Raw genomic sequence first — 24651 nt, 5'->3', positions numbered from 1 at the left:
CCGTCTGCATCTTCCCCGAGGTCATGGTCTAAGGTCAGGATTTTCACTTTATAGTTTTCGAGATAATTAATCACCTCTAGATTAGTATGCCGATGCACATCAAAATTGTACATGCTTAGGCAATCATTTTAGTACATAGTTAAGCTATCATTTCTAATTTAGTGCTTGTCCACTTTTACTATTTAGAATAGGGCTATTTAAATAGGATTTTAAGTTGTAGTCATGCATGAAATCTACATGCATTCTCAATGCTGGTACTCTGTCTTCCATATTAGTCGTGAATTGATTAAATACTTTGGCAAAACTCATCAGGTGTCATCTTTCCATAATCAATCACCCGATTTCTAGATATCTTCAGCTTTCTAGCAATCGCGCTATTCGTAAATCCCGCGCTGCGTAGTTGGTGAATCTCGTTGTAAATCATAAACTTTTCCACTCCTCATTCCTCACTTTCAATAGACTCTCTCAAGTATATTAAAAGTGCTTAGGTATCGGTAAACTGTTGATTCTTAATTGGCGGAATCTGTTTACCGTTATTTGTGGAAAACTGTTTAATCTAGTTTAGCGTTTACAGCAGACCGGTATTCACTCGCTCAAGATCAAGGAGATAAAGAAGCTACTATACTTCAATTATCAACTCAAGATAACATTAAAGTTATAGGGAAATTTCCAAATATCCTGGGTTTTTATTTCGAAGGGAACTTAATTAACTTAGAAGACGACTATAAGAATTTTGCCAAAGTATTTAATCAATTCACGACTAATATGGAAGACAGAGTACCAGCATTGAGAATGCATGTAGATTTCATGCATGACTACAACTTAAAATCCTATTTAAATAGCCCTATTCTAAATAGTAAAAGTGGACAAGCACTAAATTAGAAATGATAGCTTAACTATGTACTAAAATGATTGCCTAAGCATGTACAATTTTGATGTGCATCGGCATACTAATCTAGAGGTGATTAGTATGTACATACAGCTAGCGATTGAAACGGAATTTGAAGTGAAGAAGTTGAGTGACTTGCCGAAATTTAAAACCCTAATGGAGAATTTAAAAATGAAAATAAACAAAAGTGAATTAGCGAGAAAGCTTGGCGTGGACCGCCGAACGATCGACAAATACTTAAACGGCTTCATGCCATCCAAAACCAAGAAGAAGGCCTCCCAAATCGACGAATTCTATGAAGTCATTTCGCTCCTTCTTTCCGTCGAATCCAAACAGGTTTTCTATTACAAACGGATTCTTTGGCAATACTTGAAAGACAATCATGGATTGAAATGCGGACAGTCAACTTTTCGTGCATATATTCAACGAACGCCTGAATTCAATGCCTATTTCAAAGAGGGCAAACGGACGGTCCCCCTCGAATCGAGTACACGTTTTGAGACCCCTCCCGGGGAACAAGCCCAACTGGACTGGAAAGAAAACCTCCCCTACGAAACCAAGGACGGAGAAGTCGTCTACATCAACGTCGCTGTTCTCTTGCTTTCTTATTCGCGATTCCGCGCTTTCCACTTGAGCATATCCAAATCGCAAGCCGTTCTCTTTTCCTTTATGAACGACGCGTTTGAAACTTTTGGCGGTGTACCGAAAGTGATTGTCACCGATAATATGAAGACCGTTATGGATGATTCTCGTACCCGCTATTCCAAAGGGAAGGTCAATGCGAAGTTCGCCCAATTTGCGCAAGACTACGGATTCAAAGTACATCCCTGCATCGCTGGAAAACCGAATACGAAAGGAAAAGTGGAAGCGCCGATGAAATACCTAGATGAAATCCATGCGTACCAAGGCAAGTTCAACTTGGAAGAGCTGCATCTATTTGTCCAAAAGCTGTGCGAACGGATCAACCAGTCGTTCCATCAAGGGACGCATAAAATACCCGTATTTGCGCTAAAACAAGAAAAGAACCTCTTATTGCCCCTACCACGGAAACAAATAAGAGATTCTTATCAGATCAATCACACGCTTGTAAAGGTCAACCCTTCAAATATGGTTCCTTATAAAGGAAAACACTACTCGGTACCAGCCAAGTATCAAGGAAAGACCGTAGGTCTACAAGCATTTGATGACCAACTATATGTGTATGATAACACAGAGCTACTTGTCCAGCATCCCATTAGTCAGTCGCCTCTGAACTACAAGCCGACCCATTATCAAGAGAGTTTAAGCCAGGCCCTTCCCGATTATCCGAACATCGAGGAATTAGCTAAAGGAAATCTGGCAGCGATCGGTGAGGTGTACAAGCATGACTAATACCTATCAGCAACTTGTCCAAAATTTAGAGTACCTAAAGTTGAAGCAAATGACAGCCCACGTTAATGAAGTCATCGACTTCAGCATCTCGAACCAACAGTCCTTTGTGGAGATGTTGGTGAAATTGACCAACTATGAAATCGACGTGCGCGAAAAGAATATGCTTCAATCCATGGTGAAGGTCGGAGCTTTTCCTCATTTGAAGGAAATGGACCAATTTGATTTCGACTTCCAGCCAACCGTCAACAAAGGGCAGATGTATGATTTTCTGTCCCTGCGCTTTATCGAGAACCTAGAGAACATTGTATTCTTAGGCACCAGCGGTGTGGGCAAAACCCATTTGGCGACTTCCATCGGAATCGCAGCCGCCAAGAAAAGAACAAGCACCTATTTTATCAAGTGCCATGATCTTCTTCAGCAATTAAAGAAAGCGCGATTGGAGAATCGCTTAGAGGCCCGTTTAAAACACTACACGAAATACAAACTTCTCATCATCGATGAAATCGGCTATTTACCGATTGATCCGGAAGACGCCAAAAGTTTTTTCCAACTCATTGATATGCGGTATGAAAAGCGCAGCACCATCTTCACGACCAATGTGAACTTCAAGTCGTGGGATGAGGTCTTTCAGGATACGAAGATCGCCAACGCCATCCTGGACCGCATCCTGCATCACGCCACGGTGGTCAGCATTGTGGGCGAATCTTATCGCCTCAAGCATCATTTAGCTTCTGAAAACGAGTGAAGTTGTGCATCCTTAAACAAGCGAAAATGTACATAGTCAAGTTGACATTTACACTAAATAATAATTTACAAGAAACTGCTCAATGGTTGAAAAGATAAAATCATATTTTATTGGAGTTCTTAGTTATTGTTAAAGAAAACCCGAAATTTATTTTAAGTAAGGCTTTATCAAAAAGAAGTTGTCTATCGATTGGATGCCTCCACTGAGACATTGGTAAACGAGATGCCGGTGGGACTCAAATGAGGCATCAAGAAAAACAGAGCAGGAGGATTATTTCTTCATGATGGAACACAATGTTTCACATGAATTCTAAACAAAGAAAAAGTATAAACAGCAAAAGACGCCTCCATAAATGCGGTAAGCATTTAACAAGAAGGCGTCTTTACTTTTGGTTTAGGGTGAGCAAGTTTGTTGAAGAAATCAAAGCAGTAAATCTAAAAAAATTTTAACTCAGAGTGTTTTAATCACCAGAATACCGGTTCACCGTAATCGAATAATGATGGATCTCAATATCAGGAGCGATAAACCCTCTCCGCTGAGCGCCTTTCAGGGTATGGTACATATTCTCCCGGCCGGCTCCATTGTCTGTGTGAATATAAATCCTATCAGCATGATAACCCCGCTCGCAAAACAACTTGACCAAATCATATCCAGTCGGTAGCAGTCGGCCGTCTGCATCTTCCCCGAGGTCATGGTCTAAGGTCAGGATTTTCACTTTATAGTTTTCGAGATAATTAATCGCCTCGTCTACATTCCTTGCCACGACATAACCTTCTGGGCAATCCCTCAAATCGTCGACATACAAATTGATTTCTTTTTTCATGGACTTCATCCTCCTCGAATTTGAAGTTTTGCAAATAGTTTTTAGTGAACTTCATTATGCAGAACAAACGTTCTTTTTAGTAGCATTTTAATGGAATAAATTAGTGACACCGGCAGAGCTCACAAATCCATGAAATGAAAGATATAAATGAATTTTACGTATGATATGATAAGTGAAAATATTTACCAATATATATAGTTGGGAATTATTCGGATTCTTCTATATAGAGAATGGAAATACTAATCGTTTTTCTGAAAGGATGATAGATATGAGCGCACAAACCATATACGACACACCTCTTGCAATCACAAAGAATCAATGGCTGGACATGCTGCGAAATGGGGACGTATTCCAGGAGCAGGACCGGAAAATGATTCTCGCTATACTGCAATTTGACGGGCGTCCACATGCCACTCCTATTGCCCATGCAATCGGCTTGAAGGGGAGAGGTGCATTGAATCTCCAAGTGGACCGGCTTGGAAAAAGGATCATGAAAAATTACCCAGGCATTTCATATCCTAAGCAAGATGACGGCAAGGACCGGACCTGGCATATCCCGTTTCTAGGGGAATGGCAGCGGGACAGCAATCGTTTTCTGTGGGAACTGCGTCCTGAGCTCGAACAAGCTGCCTATGTCTATTTTGAGGAAGAGTTAAAGCAAGGCAAAGCCGCACCTTCCCAAAGTGAGTATTCGGAAATCAGGAAGCAGCTGTTCAATATCCCTTATCTCGATATGGCTTATGGAAGGTATCTGAAATTCAAGGGCAGTGAAACTTATGACGAAGCGTACAAGCTTGAGATACTTTCGCGCTTGAATGATTTTTTGAAAGTCCAGGACATCAATGAACTGACTGTAGTGGATATCGTGAAAAAACTACAGAAGGAAAATCGGAGTGCAAAAAGTTTTGTTTCTTGGAGCAATATAGCTGATCTATTGATATTTGCTGAGGCGAAACCTGTCGAAGTAGCTGCCTTGATGAATAAGCTTTATAATTCCAACTCGCCGATCAGCGAAAGGATCGAAGAATTTCGTGAAGAAGGAAAAGCCTTTAACAAAGAGCTTTCATTTGGCGCGCCGCTTTTCAGTTATTTGTTAGCAGCTAAAAATTATAAAAATTTCCCTATTTATAAACAAGAAGTGTTCACGGCCATCAAGGAGGATTATGGCATCGAGATGAAGCTTGGATCGGCGGGGAAGAATTACGAAGTATACCGCTATATTTGCCAATCTACACTTGACCATTTCAGGAAGGACGATCCTTCTTTAACAGCGCTTGATGTCCAAGATTTCTTCTATTGCTTGGCTACATATGACCAGGTCAAAGTGGAAAGTGCAGTTGATTACCTGTTCGGTATGTCGCAAGAGCTCAGCCGCTTCGAAACAGATCAGAAACTGATGCTCAAAGAATTAGCGGACATGGATCCCGAAACACTGGAACAGATAAGCGACCAATACAGGAATAACGAAAAAGTGAAATTGATCCGCCACCAAATCATCGAAAAGATCCTGGAAGATGGCGCGATCTCAATGGAAGGAATGGAGTCGATCAAGCAGGAAGTCAGCGCCAAATACGATACGAAAATCCTCAATTCATGGAGCGATTTCTCGATATTATTCCAGATTTATTACTTCGATAAAAAGAAGAAAGTCCAAACAGAGCTGATGAAAATCCACCGGGCCATCCGCAATTTCGAGGAATTGAATGACCGGAAATTAGTAGGGGATAAAGTATTGAACGGCTATAGCTGGAATAACCAATTTGGGACCTCCCGGTGCTGGTTAGCTGTTTACGGGGCCGAACGGGCAAACCATCGTATCGCTCCGCAATTGTTTGTGGCTATCGATCCGGCAGGAATTGAATACGGCTTGCACTACGGCGATCAGCACCCTCAAGGGGGCCAAAGAAGTGTAGCTGAAGTAGAGGATGCTGAAGGTTTTTCCTATGAAGATTTCCGGTATAAAATAATCGAAGTAATCGGGGAGTTTGACGAGGGCAAAGAAATAGCAGAGCCGGAAATCACGGGTGCAAAGGAACTCTCCAAAGAACAATGGATAGAATTACTTGAAGATGACACCACCTTCAGGGAGAAGGATCTTGTCTATCTCAAAAAGATCGTTGAAATGGGCGGACAGGCAACTGCCAGCCAATTAGGTGAAGAGCTTGGGATGAGCCGCTCCGCTTTCAACAGCCCAGTGGTGAGCCTGGCGAAAAGAATCAAAGAAGCAACCGGCTTGGAAGATGTCCACCGTGACGACGGGAGCGTCTGCCATTGGTGTGTGCTATTCGAAGGTGAATACGAAGAGAACAATCATTTCCTGTGGCGTCTGAAGCCGAACTTGAAGCAAGCCTTGGAAGAGACGTTAGGAAGCCAAGAGATATACGAACCCTATTCCAAGGAAGCGTTCCTGGATGAAGTGTTTATGGATGAGGCGAGCTACGACAAGATTTCCAGCCTCTTGAAATACAAGAAAAACATCATCCTGCAAGGCCCTCCAGGCGTCGGGAAAACCTTCGTCTCGAAAAGGCTTGCGTATTCACTGATGGGGTCAAAAGACGAGAGCCGTGTGGAGATGATCCAGTTCCACCAGAATTATTCCTATGAAGATTTCGTGATGGGCTTCCGGCCAAAAGAAACCGGATTCGCCCTTCAATACGGCATTTTTCATGATTTCTGCCAAAAGGCAATCGACAATCCCGAACAGGATTATTATTTCGTCATCGATGAAATCAACCGGGGCAACCTATCGAAAATTTTCGGGGAGTTGTTCATACTCATTGAGAGGGACAAGCGCGATGAGTTCGTGACGATGGGGTATTCGAAAGAAAAATTCACGGTTCCGAGCAACCTCTATTTAATCGGCACGATGAATACGGCAGACCGATCGCTAGCACAATTAGAAGTGGCGCTGAGACGCCGTTTTGCCTTCGTCACTTTGAACCCTGCATTCAATGAAAAATGGCGTGAGCACATGATCAAGGAAAATGTTTCTGCAGAGATGGTGGGCAGAATCCAGCAGACAGTCGAAACGCTGAACAATGAAATCATCAATGACTATCAATTAGGAAACGGATACGCAATCGGGCATTCCTTCTTCACTGCTAAACCGAGTAATGTCGATGAACGCCAGTGGTTCGAGGGAATCATGGATTTTGAGATACTACCGTTATTGGAAGAGTACTTTTTCGACCGCCCTGAAATTGTCGGGCGGTTGATGGAGGAAATATAAGATGGTGGAATCTTTCAAAGTCCCAATCCGGAACTTGTTTGTCCTCTTAAGCTATGCAGAGAACATGCCTGAACTCGCCCGAAGCATGAACGATGTGGATGAAGAAATGATCACTTACGATTTTATCTGCAGACAATTCCTGAAAGAGTTCGAAGTTGTGGAGCGCAGAGGATTGGTGAAAGATTATGTCTCCAAGGCAGAACCGACCAATCGCTTGTCGGGGCGTATAATGATGAAGGAATCGATGCCTTACATCATCGCCAGAAAGCCGATGGTCGTCTGTGAGAAAGATGAATATACGGCGAATATCCGAATCACTCAATTGATTAAATCCACCCTGAAATCGATCAGCTTGAACCGTTACGTAAAACAGGACACTAAAGCGCGCAGTTTCAATCATACGGAAGTGATGGCGGAAGTCGAAGCGCCACCACTCAATAAATCCTCTTTCGCAAAGCTGTCATTCGGACGGCATAATATGCATTACAAGCGGGTTCTGCAAATTGCGCTTCTGTTGCACGAAATGACTTTGCTATCGCATAAAAGCGGCAATTGGAGCCTGTTCTCAGCTGAAATCGATGAAAAAGCACTGAACGGCATCTTCGAAAAGTTCCTATTGAATTTCTATAAATGGGAACAGAAGGATTACCGAGTGAAAGCGGAAAGTATGCAGTGGAAGCTGGAGGGCAATAAAGCGTTCCTTCCTGGCATGCGGACTGATGTCTCCTTAAGCCATAAGAACGGGCTGGAGAAAATCATCATCGATGCCAAGTTCTATAAAGACGTTTTCCAGAATTACTACGGTAAGTCGTCCTTCCGCAGCGGGAATATGTATCAATTATTTACTTATCTGATGCACCAGGATTCCGAAGTAAAAGTACGTGGCATCCTGATTTATCCATTCAATGGAGAACTAATAAATGAAAAATATATGTGGAGCGAACAAATAAAAATGGAAGTACTTACTTTAAACTTGAATAACTCTTGGCGAGAAATTCATAACAGTTTGATCTCCGCACTAAATTGAAGGTATTATAAAAGTAGCATTATTTAACTCATTTATAGGATTTTAAATTCATTAACTAAAAGATTAAATAATAATGAGAGTTTAAAAGTAACAAGTGAGAAAAATGTATTGCCAACATGTAATCTAAATTTATTTCGAAATTCGTAAGGAGGTTTTCCGATGCTTAATGATTTTTTAACTATTCTAAAGAAGTGTACTAGGTAAACTAGAAAATGTTCTTTGTTACTTAGAGTAATTCTTTGAAATTCGAGAAGAATTATAATAGAGTACTTATTGAATTAGGGGGAGAAATTTTGGATTTAAACATAGAGTTAGAAAAGTTTGAAGTTGATGAGTTAAAAAACTTAGTAGACGAGGTTCTCAACTCGCTTTCAAAAGAAGTGGGTGATTTAAACTTATCTGAAGAAGATAGAAAAGAAATTACTCACATTGTCAAAGTATGTACTGAATTTGGTGTTATTAACAATACAAAGAAGGTCGATTCGATAGAAAAAATTGAAAGCGCTCCCGAGAAAGTTTTTATGTATACTAAACGATGGATAAAAAAACTAGTGATAAACAGAGGTAGGCCTCAATCTTTAAAAGAGGCAGTTCCCTTACATGAAAGAAGTGTTGTAAGAGATCCTGCATTAGAATATGTTTTAGAATATTTTTACAAGACCAATGAAAGTCCAATTAGTAAAAAAGAGATAGAATTATCTATTGATAACCACGACTTATTAATGTCGATCGAAAATATACAAGGTCATTTGTTGGAAGAATACCTAGCAAGCAAAATTTGTGAAAATCCTTATAATTTTATCTGGTTAGATGGAGAAGTTGTTAAAGCCGCGGATTTTGGTTTGAGAAAAAGGGGGACTGACAAATCAGAGTTATTTTTATTACAAGTTAAAAATAAATATAATACAGAAAACAGTTCAAGTGTTGTAGTTCGTGAGGGAACTCCTGTTGAAATCTCTAAATGGAACCGTTTATCAAAAAAGACAGTCAATAAAGAAGCTCAACCAATATTTAATTGGGAAGAATTGAATGAAATGATTCGAGACTTGTGTGGCTCTTCCCCTCAGTTTAGTGAAGAGGATTATATGGAATTTTTAAAATGTACCGTAGAAAAAAATCCAAAGATATTGAATGTTTCAAAAAAAGATAGAACTTAGCCTTAAACATGGCTATGTTCTATCTTTTTGTTTTCTAAAGTTGTTAGAATAGATTTTGCTACCACATATGCTAAACCCACAGGTACTGCATTGCCTATTTGCTTATACTGATCAGACAAATTTCCAAACAAATTATAGCCATCAGGAAACTGTTGGATTGCTAAATATTCTTCAATAGAAAGAGGACGATCTTCGTAAGGATGACCTAAATTCGTACTGTTTTGAGCGGGGGAGGTCAACAAAGTTGGAGCTGGCTCATTAGCTTTTATGCGTCTGAAGAAACCGACTTTACCCCCTCCTGACTCATAAGCTCCTCTCATAGCCTCACGAACAAATATTTCACCAAATACTTTTAAATCACGCCAATTCCCTCCACCCTTAGGAACTTTTTTCATAATTTCCAAACGTTTTTCAGAATACTTTTGATAATTCATCTTCGATGTATCAAGGTTAGATGTGGCCTCTATAAAGCTCACCCATGGTTGCAAATCACTTTCTCTATTTTCGTAGTCAAATAGAGTTGCATTTTGATTTGATATTTTTCTATGAGTGGGAGTTGGGAATACATAATCATACATTGGTATACCTTGAGCATCTTTTATAAATCCTATTATAAAAATACGCTCACGTTTTTGAGGAACACCATATTCTGCTGCATTCAATACTTTATAATGTACGTCATAGCCTCTAATTTTACTAAGTAAATATTTAAATGCACTACCAGGTTGTTGAGTTTCTTTTAATGGAATTCCGTATTCTTTATTCTTTTTACGATCTTCTAAAGATACATGTTCTAAAGCAGCCGACAATAGTCCTTTAACGTTTTCTAACACAAAAAATTCTGGTTTAATTTCATTGATCAATTCAATATACTTTATCATAGCTTGACCACGATCATCAGAAAACGCTCCACGATTTCCTGCCGTAGAAAACGACTGACAAGGACTACCACCAATAATGCCGGTAACCATACCTTTTTTAAGGCTAGATCTATCTAGTATTTCGTCTGTACTAGTTTCCAATATATTTCCTTGTAGAATATTCAATGAAGTATCTTTATTATTTAATCGCAAAGTTTCACACATTATTTGCTCTAGTTCAACAGCTAACTTTATTTTGAAACCTGCTCGCTCAAATCCTAAATCCATCCCACCAGCACCTGAAAAAAATGAAATTATATTATTTGTCATTCAGCTCACCTCTATCAGAATACTATCATATATTCTGAGATTGGTCCACTATTAATGTCTGGAAGAAGACATTAAAAAAACGTGTCCGATTTGAAGATAAGGAAAAGCATTTTTAAAGAAGTTTTTAAAGAGTACTTAATCACTATGTCAGATTAATAGTGTGTTCGTCCATTCAGTAAAGTTTGATTTTTCTAAGTGATAGTTTGTCAAATTAAGTGCAACAGTTCCTCTTCAAAGGCTTCCGTGGCGGTTTGCCACTCCAGACATTTTCGTGGACGGATTGATCAGGTGAAGAGCTTCCGTCAACTGCGCTTCACTTACGCCGGCAAAATCGGTTTTCTTCGGAAAGAATTCACGCAGAAGCCCGTTGCTGTTTTCATTGCTTCCTCGCTGCCACGAGGAATACGGATCCGCAAAATACACGTCGATCGCGAGCGACTGTTCCAACGCCGAATAACAGCTAAATTCCTTGCCTCGGGCGGTGGTGGCGGTTTGAATGGCACCTGCCGGAAGCGCGTGATGAAGCGTCTGAACGGCTTTCTGCATGGAAGCTGCGGTCCGGTCGACCATTTTAATTGCCCGGTACCAGCGTGTTTTGCGCTCGACAAACGTCGCGTCGCGACACACGCTTTGCTTTTCCCGCGGCTGGAGACCACCGTATCCAGTTCCCAGTGGCCGAACGTCTTCTGCGTGCGGACTTCTTTCGGGCGTTTCGCAATCGGGGTGCCCACGGAAAATCGGCCGCGTGTCTCTCGTGGTCTCCGTCGCTTGCTTTTTTGGCGAAGCACGGTGAGGGACAGCTCTAGCCGCCCATCATAAATCCAGCGATAAATAGTTTTGAAACACAATCTCCCTTCGAACAGTCGGTGTTCAATCTGTTTCGGCGACCAGGTTTCCAGCAGTTTCTCTTGGATCAACTTCAGGATCGTGGCGGTGTGTTTCAGCTTCGCGCCACACTTTTTCTTACGCTCTTGATAGCCCGACTGCGAGTGCTCCGCCTGATAATCGCCTTGATGTCCAGCGCGTCTTAGCTCGCGGGAAATGGTAGAAGGCGCACGATTGAGTTCTCGCCCAATCGCACGGATGGAATAATGAAGTCGGGTCAATACCTCTATTTGGCTTCGTTTTTTATGGTAAGCTGGACATAGCTCATGACAGAACCTCCGTGTAGTTTTGGTGTGGTAACTTACATTTTACACGAGTCTGTCATGGGCCCTTTTTTGTTTTCAGCGAGTGTTGCGCTTAATATTACAATTCATCTAATAAATAAACTAAGTTGCATAATTTATCAATATAAGAGTCTAAGGAAAAGGCGGATTTATAAACGCGGTTTACATAAAACAGAACAATTAGACTACTTTAAGGGTGTAAAGAGAAAAAGTATCTTACCGATTGTTATATCGTGAAAACGGAAGACAGACTTAATGAATTGAAATAAAGTTTCTGTGTAATTTAAAAAAAGCAACTATTTAGCTACCTTTTACCGGAAATCCCCGTCTGCTACATTGTAGAGGTAGCTCCAGTTATCCGCTTTATGCAAGTCGTGGAACGTCAGCTTGTCGCCTGTTCCAAGTGTCACTTCTTCACCCATGATCGCGACGACCATGGCCGTGCCTGTGTTATCAAGGTTCAAATAGACATCGCCGATTGACGGGCGGATCGAGCTTCTATCACGCAGATCGTCTGCAAGCTGTGCATCATGCTGCTTCTGTTCTTCCGACACTTTTCCTTTGTCGAAATACGCAATATCGTTGCTGCCTTGCTCTTCTCCCGGAACCATCACGAAAAATTCTCTCGACTTGACGGTGTTTTGTCTCGTCGTGATGACATTATTGCCTTCGACCGATTCGATTTTCTCGAACTCGTTCAAGGAATAATGATCCATATAATCCGGGTCCGGCTTGGCGATCAGGATGTAGCCGCCTTCTTCTGCGGATACGTCTTCGCGCAATGTGTAGCGCTCCCCGAAGAACAGGAACGAATCCATATGTTTTGGCTTATAGAGGGACACTTCGTCAGCGCGGCTCGCCACTTGCTCCATGTCTTTGACACGGAACATCAAGACCGATTTTTTAGCGAGCGGCTTGACGGAATAGACTTTATGCAATTCGTTATTGTAATAGACGAATTGTCCTTTTCGTACTTGAAGTAATTTCATTCTTTTCCCTCCGATACTATCAGTGCTATGGATCATTTTAGAGCAAACCCGGCAGGAAGTCCATGCAACCGAATGATTTATCTTGTTTATAAAATATAGTACATAATTAAATCAAGACTATAGATTATGTAGTAAGAAAAAAGAAGGTCCATAATCAAAAAATATATAGATAAGACGATTTTATGAATTCAAAATGTTATATAATTATTGTCATCAATAGATCTAAAGGGGGCATCTAATGATCAGAAAAAACGAATTTGTAAATTGGTTAGAACTCAATACAAGCTTAAGTCCGAATTCAATTAGTAAGTATGCTGGAGCTATTAACACAATTTCTAAAGAACTGAATGATGAAGGAAAGCTACAGGGAAGCCTATATAGTATTGTTGACTCCTTCGAAGTAGAAAAGACTTATCGAACATATTTTGCTATTCCTTGTTTTATTGATAAGAATCATCGTGGAAATAATATGTACAGCAATGCTCTTAAACATTACATAGCATTTACAAAAGATAAATTCTAAAAAAATTGTGTTTCAATAAATTCTGAACAGATAAATTGCATTTCTACTACTCCTTCTTCAAGTAGAGGTCGTATATCCATTTAGGAATTATATTTGAGTAGGAATCCACATGCAAAACCAAGTAACTGTCTACTCAATTAACACATGCCCTTACTGCACAATGCTCAAAAACTTCCTGGATCAAAACGGCATCGCCTATACCGAAGTCAACGTTCAGAAAGATCCCGTAGCGGCGAGCCGTCTCGTTCAGGTAACTGAATGGGGGTTCCGCAGGCGAACATCAATGGCGAATGGGTACTCGGCTTCGATCCGCAGCGAGTCCAATCTTTGTTGAAGCAGTAAAATTTCAATAGCAACACTGTTGATTTGGCGTTTCCAAAATTCACAGCAAACTTTTTTTAAAAAAACTTTCAACATCCTGTCTCCTTTTCCGCAGTTTCCATCTATCTAAGAGATGAAAGGCAATTTTCTTAGAATAGGGGGAAGGCTGATGGAAAAGGAGTTTTTTGTAGCGGCGATCGATCATCCGGAGTTTGGGGAAGTGTACCGCTTTTTTGAGGTGGATCCGGCGACGGGGGAAGAGCAGGCGATTGATCCATTCGATAGCGGGATGGTGAAGCTTTATCATGAGACGCCGCCGGAATTATTCTATATCACATCAAAACGCGGGGCGGATGCGAGCGGATTTTACCAAGGCGAGCAATTTGTCGTGCAGCGCGGCTCGAAGTTTGCGGGCACGACTACGCCGAAATGTCCGAAGCGTTATTTGAAGCTGCGGGAAGAGCTATTGCTGTCGGGCAAATTGATGCCGCTTGGCCACCAGTACTTGGTGATGGAAGATGTGGAATTCGCATCGCCTTTGATTGCGATGGGTGTCGCGATCGGCGGCTGGGCGAAAGGAGCGCATGACTGGCAGAAAATTTAGCGTCCACAAATGAGATAAGCGTACAATGTAAGCATCGCTTTTGGCGATGTTTTTTTGTATTTTAAAAGAAAAAACTGATATAAAACTCAGTGTTTTCTAGTTCTATTTTTCAACTGTTCCTAGGTAGACACCGTCCTTTCAAAAGTTTACTCTCCTCCCATCCCGTCATTATCATTATCCCGCATATGCGGATACAACCTGTGACCGCTTATGATGTACATGCTAAAACTTGCACTTTCGAAAAAAATAAGTAAATTATTACATTTTATTATATAAAATATCCCATTTAATAGTATAATATGTTCAGTTCAAAAGTAACTTTATTTTTATCCATTCTCTTAATCGGGTGATTATTAGATAAAAAATAAAAGGTTAAAAAATTATTTCATTAGGGGGAATTTTTTTGGCAGCAAATGAACTGTATGATTTGATTGCAGAAAGAAGTATGTCCAGTGCCTTTCAAAACTACTTCGAAAGCCTGTCCGAAGACCAGAAAATAATGGTGGGATTGGAATTAATGGCATTAAGGACGTGGGCTGTGAGCCATGCTGTACATATGGAAATAACAGATGGTACCGAGGAAGATCGTATAATCAAGCACATAGAAAGTAGCCTAATGCAGGACTGCTCAGAGAACATATTTCAATTTTTGATTATGAGGGTGAGTATGTACAATGGATTAAACCAACTTTCAAAACCGTTTGAATTTATTGGATCCCAGTTTAAGTCGAATATACAAGACATAAATCCGAAACTTGGCAGTATTTCAGACAAAGACATAATTGAAATGATGCAACTTTTCTTTGAAGAGGCGAAAGATATAATCACTAAAAAGGATGTAAAACCAGAGGTAGGTAAAAGATGGCCATTTAACCTGTTCAAGAAATAATAGAAGTGGTTAAGTCCTATTGTTACACTTCAAAACTCAACTTTCATACTTGACGAAAGAAATGAAACGATTGAAATCAATTAATATCCTATCGCTGTTAAAAGCAAAAAAATCTGAACTCACATTTGTTTGAACGGTGTTTAAGGTTTTTTTGCAGAACTTTGTACTAATTCATTGCAAAGTTTTGTACTTCTATTGTGAATGAAACAACGGTGGTGTTTGCCATGTAATTCCATGTTGAAGTTTAGATATACTTGGAGCAATCGAAAATCGCGGGAAATATCTCTGTAATGTAGTAGCTTATTAGCGATAAAGAGAAATATGGGAAACAATTTAAGTTTAAACTTTTACAAAGCTGGTGGGGAGCCACTTCAAAGTACCCGCACGATGCCATAGTGTTTTTGGAGGCTACTGCGAAGGCGCTATATATTTCCATTATTTTTATTAAGATAAATGGAGCTAAAGGTATGATTCATTGATTGAATAGATCTTTGAACTTGCGGAAATATCTCGGTGAATTATGAAAAGAGGTCTGAATGAATGGGAGTATTACGATTTACCGTAGGAGGGGCTGCCAAAATGACCGGCAAGGCAGCGAAGATGACGATAACAGGTACTGGGAAGCTGGTATCAAAAAAACTACCAGAAACAGGAGAGTACCTAGCGGAAATCGCCCACGCAATAGTGAATTCTTCTGTTGCAGTAATTGACACAGGAGCACAGTTTACCGAAGGCGGAATCCAAACAGCTTACGGAGCCTTGGCAAAAAAACCGGAAATTCAAAACGCAGGTCTCACAAACCTGAAAGAGCCGGTTGGAAGGACTGCAAAAGGAATTGGCCGGGCTGCTGTTTATGGAATGAAGAACGTGGGCGATACGGGAACCGGCATTTTTACAGGAAATACTGCGCAAACAAAACAAGCGACGAAAAATTTATTAAAAATGTCGATTGTCATTGGCGCTGGTTATAGTCTCATTGATCAAGTGGGCGGAGAAGAAACAGTCTCCGCTCACTCAACAGGTTCGTTTACAGGAGATTTCCACCCAGTAACAGAAGTGCCGTTTGAAGAAAATCAAGTCTTCTATGATGGCACCGTTCATGAAGGCTATTTCCCTGTTTTTCCTGCAGAATTCGAAGCCACTTTGCCACCGGATAGTTATTTGCTGAGTGATGAAAGTCATATTCAAGAAGCGAATCTTCAATTATTTTGGTCCATTCAGGAGAATCCAGGATTAGCAGATTCCTTGAACTTCACACAGCAAGACATTCAGAATCTGCGATCGAGCACCACGCCTGCCGGATTCGACTGGCATCATCACGAAGAACCAGGAAGGATACAACTCGTACGAGAAGAGTTGCACCAGCAAACTGGTCATATAGGAGGCAGGGCTATCTGGGGTGGAGGAACAGAATACAGATAGGAGAACTAATTATCGTTTTTTCGGGAGTAACTGTTTCCGTGGAATGTAGGAAATGAGAGAAATATAAACTAAGGGAGAGGTGTTAGTCCATGTTTGAAGTGAAGGCATATCCGGAATACTCTTGGTCACTGTCCCGGCATAAACTGCTGATGGAATGTAACCGGAAATACGCATATAACTATTATATGAGCCACAATGGCTGGTTGAGAGAAGGTTCTGAACTTGCTAAGTCGGCTTATCGGTTGAAAAACATCACCAATGTGGAAATGTTCTTTGGGAGCATCATTCATGAACTGATTGAAAAAGTTGTCACTGAGTATCTGAAAACGGGTGTGGTCCCAAAAGAAGAAACATTAACAGCTCATGTGAGTCAGAGGTTGAACCAAGGATTTACGGATTCAAAAACTAATCGGCTGCAGTGGGAAGCAAAACCGAAGCATTTTACCATGTTCCATGAAGTTTACTACAATGGAGCGATTCCAGAGGAAAAGATAGAGGAAATCAAATACCGATTGAGCGTCAGCATGAAGAACTTCTTGGAAAGTCAAACTTTCAAGGAAATCAAAGATAAAAATCAAACGAAGGTCTTTGAATTTGAACAGTTCCGTACAATGGTGTTTCACAAAACGAAAACTTATATCGTAATGGATATGGTTTATCGGGATTTTAAAAGAGGGAAATGGATCATTGTTGACTGGAAGACCGGAAAATCGACAGATGAAGATCGGGAACAATTGGCCCTTTATGCGTTGTATCTCAAGCAAAAATTCAATCTGGAAGACTTCTCTGAGATTGAAGTGAGAAATGAATACTTATTAAATGGTACAAACGCCACTTATTCCTTGAATGAGTATGATTTCTTAAAGGTAAACCACACTTTTGAACTCAGTAACGAGAAAATGTTTTCCCTTCTTGAGAATGTTGCTAAAAACCAGCCTGTGAACTTACAAGAGTTTGAGAAGACAGAGCATGCCTGGAAGTGCGACCGTTGCAATTTTAAAGAGTTGTGTGAGATGTATTAACTAAAACTTATAGGATAGAGTTAATTTTAAATGTAAAAAATTCATATATGGAGGAGATTTTGCAATGTCTAATCAAGTAAGTCAACTACTATCTAGAGGAATAACATTAAAAAGAAGTGGGGATTTAGAGGGAGCGCAAAAATGTTATATAGAGGCTTTAAATATAGAGCCAACTAATCTGGAGATATTTTTAAGTATAGGAAAAACTGCTCATCTACAAAAAAATCAAAATTTAGCTGTAAAATGTTATTTGGCTTTTAATCACTTAATGATTTCTCCAATCGAGAAAGCGATCCAACAAAATGATTTGCAAGTACCTCTAAAGAATTTTTATGATTCGATGCCTGCACATTCACTAAACTCTCTTCCAAAACATTCTGCTTTCACTATTTTTACTGATAAAAATACACCCAAACATATAGCTCATTCTCTTATTGATTTATCAGAGTCAGCATTGGAAACTAATCCACACTTAAGACCATATTCAAAAATTTATCACGCTCTTATCTCGGGAGATGGATCTTATAATAACGTCTTACAAGATCTCAAGCTATCTGCAGAGAATCACATGGCGATAGACGAAGATATATACATTCCTTTTGGTAGAAACTTCTTAATTGATGAAATTCAGTGGGATAAAATAGAGAGCACAAATGTTTTAGAAATATACTTTAGCTGATTCTTATTTTCATTTTTTCCGATATTGCAACATAATATGAAAACCCCGATGTACTTTGGCTCAGGCGATGGTGGCGAGGTCTTCCAACAAGCATTTTTCTAAGCGCTTGGGAGTCTAGGATCTTTCATTTCAGGTGGTTGCACCAGCTAACGGCGTAGCGGATGGGCGCCTCCGCCACAGAGTTAATCGCTTGCCTTTCGGGATGAACTAGCGAATGAATCCGTTATTGTGCTCTTTCATTCCACTTTCGAAGCAGGTATATGGGGAGGTGAAGAATACCTCCGTCCCATTGGTTGCGAGCGCTTCTTGGCTTTTCCATAAAGAAAGCAATAAAAAAAAACTGAATATAGACTGACATAGCGATTTGAGACAACCATAAAACACCTTCATTAGGCTGCTTGCGCCCCGAACTCTCGGGGTGACAAGTAGCCTAATTTTGTTAGAATCCGATCTTCGTTATAGTGCTGGGTGTAGTTGTTCACTTTTTCGATCACTTGAAGATTCGACAAGGAATTAAATTTAACGAATTGAAACTCTTCTGATTTGATGTTCGAGTGGAACGATTCAATGACGGCATTGTCCCAACAGTTTCCACGTCTCGACATACTGCTCACCAAGTGCTTCTGTTGAAGCACCTGGTGATAGGAGTGAGAGGTGTAGACGCTCCCTTGGTCCGAATGGACAATAACCCCTTCTGGATAGCCTCGTTTTTCTAAAGCCGCCTGTAAGGTATCGACGACAAGTGAGGTCTGTTGGTGCGAATAGAGCCGGTACGCGACAATTTCGTTGTTAAACAAATCCATGATGGCGGAAAGATACAAGGTCGAACTGCCGTACTGAATGTAGGTGATGTCCATGACCCATTTTTGATTCGGGGCCGAAACAGTGAAATTCCGTGCCAAAAGGTTGGGCGCGACAACGACCGATTCTCCTTGCGATTTCCACTTTCGCTTCTTCTTGATACGACATTGCAGGTTGTGTTTTTGCATCAAGCGTTGGATGGTGTTGCGATGCCGGACTGTCTGGTATTTCGATTTGAGAAACTTCTTAATTTTGCGATGGCCATAGCGATACCGGGTCTGCTTGCACAATGCAATCAGATCCCTTTCGACTTGGGTTAGTTCATAAGAGATGCCTTCGGCCATCCACCGATAATAAGTCGACCGCGCCACACCTAATGCGCTAAGAATCGCCGTGACCGTATATTTCTGGCGATACTGATCCACCAGCCGGAGAATTACTTGTTTTCCAACTCCTTTGCGATCTCCAAATACTTTTTTAAGATGTCATTTTCCATCCGCAGGTGAGCATTTTGACGATCTTTCTTTTCCAGCTCACTGGCGAATTCCGGTCCATGACCGAACGAATATTGTTTGCCAATCGGTTGGTCGAATCGATGGATCTCATTGTTTCGATACCACTTCATCCATGTCTTGATCTGGGAGACATTCTGGATGCCGTATTTCTCCATGATTTCTTGGTTCGTGAATTGACCACTCATTTTATCTTTTACGACCGCCCATTTGACGTCGCTTGAATACACGTTTTTGCCCATGCAAAAACACCTCCGATTTCAGTACTTGTGGTAAGTGTACCATTTCGAAGGTGTTTTATAGTGTCTCATTTTACTGTGTTAGTCTAAATAATAACTCAGTGTTTTTTACTTATAGTTTTCAGTTGTTAATGGATAAACGGCTTCAAAATTCAAAATTTCACTCGCCGACCATTCCATCATTATCGTTATCGCGCATATGCGGATAGAGCCAATGATCGCTCATGATGGGCATGGTGAAGCCGGCGTCTTTCGCTTCTTGGATCGTCACTTGCCCGTTGCCGTTAGCGTCGACGCTCGAGACGTCACCGCTTGCCGCTGGACTGCTCGCTTCAGGGGGGCTTGCTTCTGCTTCTGCAGGTTCGCTGTCGGTCAAGCCGAGGGCGGCGTTGACTTCATCGGGGTTGACGTTATCGAATTTGTCGACCACTTCGTTGCCTCTGACGGTGTAGCTGTATTGGTAGCTGGAAGGCACTTGCGTTTCGGTATCGGGATAGGTGATGATCGCTTCGAAATCCGTGGCGCCTCCTGCATCACGAATGACGTCTTCCATATACGCCTGGTCGCCGTGACGGTTGAGCGTACTTTCTTGCGGGGTGATGTTATAGGCGTTCGATACCCCGCCCAGTGAATCGGCGATGACGTGCCCTTCGTCCAAGATGTCGCTTTCTACGCCTGGCACTTTGGCTTCGTCCGAATAATAGCGGCCGGAGTCGAGAACCGGTTCGTTCGTGTCGTCCTGCAGCACAATCTCGTCCGCTACGACGCGTTCCAATTGTCCGTGTTCATTCGTGAACGCCCAATACTCGCGCTCTCCGTAACCGACTGACACGACGGTGTTCGCTTCACGCTGTCCGGACAGATCGCCGCCGTCGACTTCAACGAGTTCGTATCCTTCGAACTGCTCTTTCGCAGGTTCTGCGGCGGGTTCTTCAGCTTCGGGTGCGTCTTTGACTTCCGTGTCGGCTTGTTCTGTGTCGCTGTCAGACGTCTCCTCAGTGCTCTCTTCTGGCGCTTCGGTTTCGGCTGGCGTTTCTTCTGCCTCTGTTTCAACTGGAGCTTGTTGTTGCGCTTGTGTTTCCGGCTCTGTAACAGCGGCTTGTTCCGTATCGGTACAACCGGCCAGGAAGGCGGCCAATAACAAGGCGCTCCAAACTTTCATTTTGTTGTTCAATATAAGACACTCCTCTAGTAGTCACATGTAGGTTATTCTCCACCTCTTTTTCATTCGGCTGTAGCTTAAGCTTCATTGCCAATGAAAAAAGAAATATCATCCATATTTATTTATCATACCAATCATTGACAATTTATGCAGTGAAATTCGGGATTTGAATGGCTGAAAACCAGTGAATTCTTAATTTGGCTCCTAATTAAAAGCTTGGATTGATGACAAGTAGCCATGGCGTTTTAGGCCGTTGTCATTTTTAAAAAGAAGAAATTTCCAACGATTTCAAAGTTTAATTGAGAATAAATATCAATTAGAGTATAGTGGATGTATTAAAGGATTTTACAGGAGGAATTTGGATGCACATTTACTGGACGAAAATCAATCAAATCATCGATGAAAGCCCGGAAGTGAAGACCTATCTGCTCAACTTGCCGGAAGGCTTCACGTGGCAGGAAGGATCGCACACTCATTTCGCATTCGAAGGCTTTAACGCCGGCGACAAACCGAACCGCGGCTTGATCCGCCATATGTCGATCTGTACCTTGCCCCATGAAAACTCGATTGGCATCACGACGCGCATCAAGGACCAATGTTCAGAATTTAAGTCGATCTTGCGCAACATGAAGCCGGGCGACGAAGTGGCGATCTTCAAGACGCATTCGAACGTGCCGCTGAAGCGCGAAGGGAAGAATGTCTACTTACTATCATCAGGCGTTGGCCTCGCGACGTTCCGCCCGCTCGTGCTGGAATATGTGAGCAACGCTGAAGGGGTACGGTCTATTCACTCCTTGAACGTCGATTCGTCCAAGCATTATTTGTTCCAGGACGTCTTCACGACTTCGACAGACACTAACTTCACGGTGCAATTCGTCGACAGCCGCGCGGAGTATTACGAAGCGGTGAAGGGCTTTGCGGATGATGCGGGCGGCTTGTTCTACATCGTCGGCAGCGACGACTTCTTGAAAGAGAACATTGAGCTGCTTCGCACACAGGGCGTAGCGCGTGAACAGATCGTGCTCGATAAGCGTGAGCAGTCGATCGCTGAGTTTTTGCCAGCTGTACAAAACGTCTAAACGAATGAGAAAAAGCCTAAGCTCCTGTTTTTTTAGGGAGCTTAGGCTTTTTTGAGTGGGTCAAAGCTTGGCATATGGCTTATTCAAACGCGACATTGTGCTGGACCTGGTCTTGGTTGGTCCATTCAACGGTCGTTCCCGGTGCGACGGTGATGGTGTCTTCGCCGAATTCATAATCAGCGATGTCCACAGAGACTTTGTCCATCATTTCTGCGCCTTCTTCGACGATGACGGTCATTTGCATGACTGGATGCGGTTCGCAGTAGACCGCGTATTCGCCGGCTTCATTGAACACAAAGCTCGTCATTTCGCCGTTCGACAACAAGTCGGAAGCTCCGCCGCTCATGGCTTCAGGGGTACTTGCCTGTTCGCCGCTTTCGGCGTCTTCTGCAGGTTCTTCCTCGGCAGCCTCTTCAGCGGGCTCTTCTTCTGCCGCATCTTCTTCCATGTCTTCCATCGGCTCTTCTTCTGGCATTTCTTCCATGTCTGCGCTTTCCTCTTGTGCAGGAGCTTGCGTTTCTTCATCGCTAGCAGTGTCGTCTTGTCCGCACGCAGCGAGTGACAACATTCCGGCAGCGAGCAGTAACGTGAATTTTTTGTTGATCATGTTGTTTCCTCCTCCTTGTCGTTGCTTCTTGCTTATAGAACGCAGTAACAAGCGGATTAGATCAACATTGGGCGAAAATCGCTCGCTTTCTTTTCGGTGCGGACTGTTGACTACAGGTTTTGAAGTTCCTTCAGGCATAGAGGATCATCACCAAAATGGCTGCGGCTGTGTTCCAAAGTGCATGGGCGACGATCGGGGCGGTCAATCTGCCGGTGTAGAGATACAAGACGGTATAAACCGTGCTCGGGATGAGCAAGTCGATCCATTCAATCCAATTCTGTGGCAAGTGGCCGGCTGCAAAAAAGACAATGGACAATACCGCAGCTGCGTAGAGCGCGATTTTGGACTCCTTAAAAATGCCGGCGAGTGCGCCGATGAAAAAGCCGCGATTGTACAATTCTTCGACAAGGCCGCCGCCGATGATTCCAAGAGGCACATACCACCAAACATTGGCCCACTCGCCGTCGAGCATGGCGATGATGTCGGCCACATCCTGGCGCTCTGCTCCGCCGGTCTGCGGGATGATCCACAAGAATTGAACCAGTGTCCAGCCCGCTGCCGCAGCGGCTCCGAGCAAACTGTCTTGTTGCCAGTGCGCCGTGGTCCATCCGATGCTGCGGAAGTCCATGTCCAGTAAACGCAAGCCTAGGTAAAGCAAAGGAATGATCAGTGCCGCCTGCAGTACGCCGATGAGCGTCAAGCCCACTCCGCTATAGCCGCCGAACAGCCCCATTTGAAACGGGATCTGCGTGGCAGTGAACAATAAAAACCCGCTGATGATTACACTAAACCAAATGGCTAAACGCTTTAGCATGGGACACCCCCCTCATTAACAGTAATAGCCTAAGCCGTTCGATTTTACTTTCTACGGTCATTATACTCCTGAAATGAGGAGAATCTACAAAAAACCGTTTGAGCAGACAGTCAATGAGGGAAAATAAAGCTATGGTGAAAACCACTCAATCCTGCTAGAGGCAGTGAAATACATTTCCACATTGGAGGAGCCATGAGAAAATTGATGCTGTATTCAGTTGCTGGCGTTGCGGCCGTCTCCGTGATGTCGGGTGCCTTTTTGAAGAAGTATGCGCCGCTCGGGTCGAGTCCCAATCAGCGCCAGCGCGACCGCTTTGCCGGCTTGGACAATTACCGAGAAGGGAAATTCGCCAATGCGGATGAGGCAGAGACCGAGATCCACATGTCGGAAGGCCTGTCGATGCTCAAGGACTCGTTGTTCGCCGGGGATGTTCAGCGCCATCCAATCGGCGAATTGCCAGTAGCGGAGATTGACTGGGAACTAATCAAAAGCGAACAGGACAGCGTGACGTGGTTCGGTCATTCAAGTGTGTTGTTGAGCCTAGACGGCCATAAGCTGTTCATCGATCCGATGCTCGGCGACCGGGCCTCGCCGCTGTCGTTTGCCGGAAGCTTGCGTTATAGCAAGGGCTGGCTTGAAGTCGCCGGCCGCTTGCCAGCGATCGATGCGGTGCTGCTGACGCATGACCATTACGACCACCTCGATTACGAATCGATTCGCGCGCTCAAGGACAAAGTCGGGCATTTCTATGTGCCGCTCGGCGTCGGTGCGCATCTATTGCGCTGGGGAGTGGAAGCGCAGCGCATTACCGAATTGAATTGGTGGGACGAAGTGCAGCTGCACGGGCTGACGCTCGCGTTGACGCCGTCGAAGCATTTTTCGGGGCGCGGCTTGTTCAACCGCAACTCGACTTTATGGGGCGGCTGGGCCGTGATCGGCGATCGAATCCGCTTTTACACGAGTGGCGACGGCGGCTATGGCAGCCATTTCAAGGAAATCGGCGAAAAATACGGGCCGTTCGACATTGCATTGATGGAAGGTGGCCAGTACGATACGCGCTGGGAAACCTCGCATATGGCGCCGGAGCAATCGGTACAGGCGGCACTCGACATTCGGGGAGATAAGATGATGCTGGTCCACTGGGCGGCGTTCACCTTGGCGTTTCATAGCTGGACGGACCCGATCGAGCGGGCGTCAAAAGAAGCTGTGCGGCAGGGCGTGGAACTCGTCACGCCGCAAGTTGGCGAGACGCTCCCGTTGGAAAAACTGGCCACTTACACGTCCGCGCATTGGTGGGAGCGGTGAGCTGCATTTTTCAAACGGGTTTCCATTATTTGAGATTCACCCAGTATTCTTCTAAACTAGAGAAATCACATAAATGATTTGGA

Annotated in this window: 21 protein-coding genes and 2 pseudogenes; 14 read left to right on the top strand and 9 right to left on the bottom strand. The window is 43.0% G+C overall.

Features of this window, described 5'->3' with window-relative positions:
• Positions 1-970: 970 nt before the first annotated feature.
• Together istA and istB are read left to right on the top strand one after the other, a co-directional pair.
• Positions 971-2260, top strand: a complete 1290-nt coding sequence (istA, locus tag KTG14_RS16350) for an IS21 family transposase (RefSeq protein ID WP_216971884.1) — start codon at positions 971-973, stop codon at positions 2258-2260.
• The gene (gene istB, locus KTG14_RS16345) at positions 2253-3005 is read left to right on the top strand and encodes an IS21-like element helper ATPase IstB (RefSeq protein WP_216971883.1); all 753 of its coding nucleotides are present in this window, start codon (positions 2253-2255) and stop codon (positions 3003-3005) included. Before istA ends, istB begins: the two co-directional genes overlap by 8 nt.
• Positions 3006-3465: 460 nt before the next feature.
• Here istB and KTG14_RS16340 read toward each other — a convergent pair whose 3' ends face one another.
• Positions 3466-3828 (bottom strand): cyclic-phosphate processing receiver domain-containing protein, encoded by a 363-nt coding sequence (locus KTG14_RS16340; RefSeq protein ID WP_216971882.1) that lies wholly within the window; start codon positions 3826-3828, stop codon positions 3466-3468.
• A 268-nt stretch (positions 3829-4096) separates the two neighbouring features.
• Here KTG14_RS16340 and KTG14_RS16335 point away from each other — a divergent pair, with 268 nt between their 5' ends.
• The 3 genes from KTG14_RS16335 to KTG14_RS16325 all read left to right on the top strand — a co-directional run bounded on the left by KTG14_RS16335 (position 4097) and on the right by KTG14_RS16325 (position 9241).
• Entirely contained in the window at positions 4097-7057 is a 2961-nt protein-coding gene (locus KTG14_RS16335) for an AAA family ATPase (protein WP_216971881.1), read from the top strand.
• 1 nt (position 7058) lies between these two features.
• On the top strand, positions 7059-8084 hold the full coding sequence (locus KTG14_RS16330) for a 5-methylcytosine restriction system specificity protein McrC (protein ID WP_216971880.1): 1026 nt from the start codon (positions 7059-7061) through the stop codon (positions 8082-8084).
• Between the two features lie 293 nt (positions 8085-8377).
• Positions 8378-9241 carry a SinI family restriction endonuclease gene (locus KTG14_RS16325; RefSeq protein WP_216971879.1) on the top strand — a complete coding sequence of 288 codons (864 nt, stop codon included), beginning with the start codon at positions 8378-8380 and terminating at the stop codon, positions 9239-9241.
• Between the two features lie 2 nt (positions 9242-9243).
• On the opposite strand, the gene KTG14_RS16320 is transcribed toward KTG14_RS16325, so the two are convergent.
• The 3 genes and pseudogenes from KTG14_RS16320 to KTG14_RS16310 form a co-directional block, all read right to left on the bottom strand.
• Positions 9244-10431 carry a DNA cytosine methyltransferase gene (locus tag KTG14_RS16320; protein ID WP_216971878.1) on the bottom strand — a complete coding sequence of 396 codons (1188 nt, stop codon included), beginning with the start codon at positions 10429-10431 and terminating at the stop codon, positions 9244-9246.
• Between the two features lie 206 nt (positions 10432-10637).
• Positions 10638-11584 (bottom strand): annotated as a pseudogene (locus KTG14_RS16315) (IS30 family transposase).
• Between the two features lie 327 nt (positions 11585-11911).
• Positions 11912-12589: a hypothetical protein gene (locus tag KTG14_RS16310; protein ID WP_216971877.1), complete on the bottom strand. Its 678-nt coding sequence runs from the start codon at positions 12587-12589 to the stop codon at positions 11912-11914.
• A gap of 238 nt (positions 12590-12827) precedes the next feature.
• Between KTG14_RS16310 and KTG14_RS16305 the strand changes: the two genes are divergently transcribed.
• The 7 genes and pseudogenes from KTG14_RS16305 (at position 12828) to KTG14_RS16275 (ending at position 18049) form a co-directional block, all read left to right on the top strand.
• Positions 12828-13112 (top strand): hypothetical protein, encoded by a 285-nt coding sequence (locus KTG14_RS16305; RefSeq protein WP_216971876.1) that lies wholly within the window; start codon positions 12828-12830, stop codon positions 13110-13112.
• 109 nt (positions 13113-13221) lie between these two features.
• A pseudogene (locus KTG14_RS16300) lies at positions 13222-13454 on the top strand (glutaredoxin family protein).
• A 148-nt stretch (positions 13455-13602) separates the two neighbouring features.
• Positions 13603-14037 carry a DUF4357 domain-containing protein gene (locus KTG14_RS16295; RefSeq protein WP_216971875.1) on the top strand — a complete coding sequence of 145 codons (435 nt, stop codon included), beginning with the start codon at positions 13603-13605 and terminating at the stop codon, positions 14035-14037.
• A 403-nt stretch (positions 14038-14440) separates the two neighbouring features.
• Complete coding sequence (locus KTG14_RS16290) at positions 14441-14926, top strand: hypothetical protein (protein WP_216971874.1); 486 nt, start codon at positions 14441-14443, stop codon at positions 14924-14926.
• Between the two features lie 540 nt (positions 14927-15466).
• Positions 15467-16348, top strand: a complete 882-nt coding sequence (locus KTG14_RS16285) for an HNH endonuclease (RefSeq protein ID WP_216971873.1) — start codon at positions 15467-15469, stop codon at positions 16346-16348.
• A gap of 89 nt (positions 16349-16437) precedes the next feature.
• Positions 16438-17370 (top strand): PD-(D/E)XK nuclease family protein, encoded by a 933-nt coding sequence (locus tag KTG14_RS16280; protein WP_216971872.1) that lies wholly within the window; start codon positions 16438-16440, stop codon positions 17368-17370.
• A gap of 64 nt (positions 17371-17434) precedes the next feature.
• Positions 17435-18049, top strand: coding sequence for a tetratricopeptide repeat protein (locus KTG14_RS16275; protein WP_216971871.1), 615 nt, complete (start codon positions 17435-17437; stop codon positions 18047-18049).
• Between the two features lie 389 nt (positions 18050-18438).
• Here the strand turns inward: KTG14_RS16275 and KTG14_RS16270 are convergent, their stop codons facing one another.
• The 3 genes from KTG14_RS16270 to KTG14_RS16260 form a co-directional block, all read right to left on the bottom strand.
• Positions 18439-19275 (bottom strand): IS3 family transposase, encoded by an 837-nt coding sequence (locus tag KTG14_RS16270; RefSeq protein ID WP_308461976.1) that lies wholly within the window; start codon positions 19273-19275, stop codon positions 18439-18441.
• An 11-nt stretch (positions 19276-19286) separates the two neighbouring features.
• Positions 19287-19604 (bottom strand): helix-turn-helix domain-containing protein, encoded by a 318-nt coding sequence (locus KTG14_RS16265; protein ID WP_216971870.1) that lies wholly within the window; start codon positions 19602-19604, stop codon positions 19287-19289.
• A gap of 157 nt (positions 19605-19761) precedes the next feature.
• Positions 19762-20763, bottom strand: a complete 1002-nt coding sequence (locus tag KTG14_RS16260) for a DNA/RNA non-specific endonuclease (RefSeq protein WP_216971886.1) — start codon at positions 20761-20763, stop codon at positions 19762-19764.
• 362 nt (positions 20764-21125) lie between these two features.
• Here KTG14_RS16260 and KTG14_RS16255 point away from each other — a divergent pair, with 362 nt between their 5' ends.
• Positions 21126-21842: an FAD-dependent oxidoreductase gene (locus KTG14_RS16255; RefSeq protein ID WP_216971869.1), complete on the top strand. Its 717-nt coding sequence runs from the start codon at positions 21126-21128 to the stop codon at positions 21840-21842.
• A 79-nt stretch (positions 21843-21921) separates the two neighbouring features.
• On the opposite strand, the gene KTG14_RS16250 is transcribed toward KTG14_RS16255, so the two are convergent.
• Together KTG14_RS16250 and KTG14_RS16245 are read right to left on the bottom strand one after the other, a co-directional pair.
• On the bottom strand, positions 21922-22449 hold the full coding sequence (locus KTG14_RS16250; RefSeq protein ID WP_216971868.1) for a plastocyanin/azurin family copper-binding protein: 528 nt from the start codon (positions 22447-22449) through the stop codon (positions 21922-21924).
• 130 nt (positions 22450-22579) lie between these two features.
• The gene (locus KTG14_RS16245) at positions 22580-23263 is read right to left on the bottom strand and encodes a CPBP family intramembrane glutamic endopeptidase (RefSeq protein ID WP_216971867.1); all 684 of its coding nucleotides are present in this window, start codon (positions 23261-23263) and stop codon (positions 22580-22582) included.
• A 192-nt stretch (positions 23264-23455) separates the two neighbouring features.
• Here KTG14_RS16245 and KTG14_RS16240 point away from each other — a divergent pair, with 192 nt between their 5' ends.
• Positions 23456-24568, top strand: coding sequence for an MBL fold metallo-hydrolase (locus tag KTG14_RS16240; RefSeq protein ID WP_254178218.1), 1113 nt, complete (start codon positions 23456-23458; stop codon positions 24566-24568).
• Positions 24569-24651 lie beyond the last annotated feature (83 nt).

The sequence above is a fragment of the Planococcus sp. CP5-4_YE genome (assembly GCF_019042655.1).
Lineage (GTDB): Bacteria > Bacillota > Bacilli > Bacillales_A > Planococcaceae > Planococcus.
Note: the sequence above shows the minus strand (reverse complement) of the source record. Positions and strands in the feature narration are given on the sequence as shown.